Annotated in this window: 1 pseudogene; it reads left to right on the plus strand. The window is 55.0% G+C overall.

Features of this window, described 5'->3' with window-relative positions:
- A pseudogene (locus RN22_RS24045) lies at positions 1–762 on the plus strand (transketolase); the annotation flags it as partial.

Below are 762 nucleotides of genomic sequence, written 5' to 3' on the forward strand. Positions count from 1 at the left end.
AGCACTGGCTGCTCAGTTCAACCGTGAAGGCCACGACATCGTTGACCACAACACTTACGTGTTCCTGGGTGACGGCTGTCTGATGGAAGGTATCTCTCACGAAGCGTGTTCGCTGGCAGGTACATTGGGTCTGGGCAAGCTGATCGCGTTTTGGGATGACAACGGTATCTCTATCGACGGTCACGTTGAAGGCTGGTTCACTGATGACACGCCTAAGCGTTTCGAATCTTACGGCTGGCACGTTATCCCAGCTGTTGACGGTCACGACGCCGATGCGATCAATGCAGCCATTGAAGCCGCGAAAGCAGAAACCGGTCGTCCTACCCTGATTTGTACCAAAACCATCATCGGTTTCGGTTCACCAAACAAAGCAGGCTCTCACGATTGTCACGGTGCTCCATTGGGCGCTGACGAAATCAAAGCGGCACGTGAATTCCTCGGTTGGGAACACCCTGCGTTTGAAATCCCGGCTGACGTCTACGGTCAGTGGGACGCAAAAGAAGCAGGCGCTGCAAAAGAAGCCGCTTGGAACGAGAAGCTGGCTGCGTACGAAGCTGCACACCCAGAGCTGGCGGCAGAGTTCAAACGCCGTGTAAACGGCGACCTGCCTGCTGAGTGGGAAGAAAAAGCCAACCAAATCATTGCCGACCTGCAAGCGAACCCAGCAAACATTGCGTCACGTAAAGCATCGCAAAACGCGCTGGAAGCGTTCGGTGCGATGCTGCCTGAATTCATGGGTGGCTCAGCTGACCTGGCACCTTC

It is taken from the genome of Grimontia sp. AD028, assembly GCF_000973155.1.
Classification (GTDB): domain Bacteria; phylum Pseudomonadota; class Gammaproteobacteria; order Enterobacterales; family Vibrionaceae; genus Enterovibrio; species Enterovibrio indicus.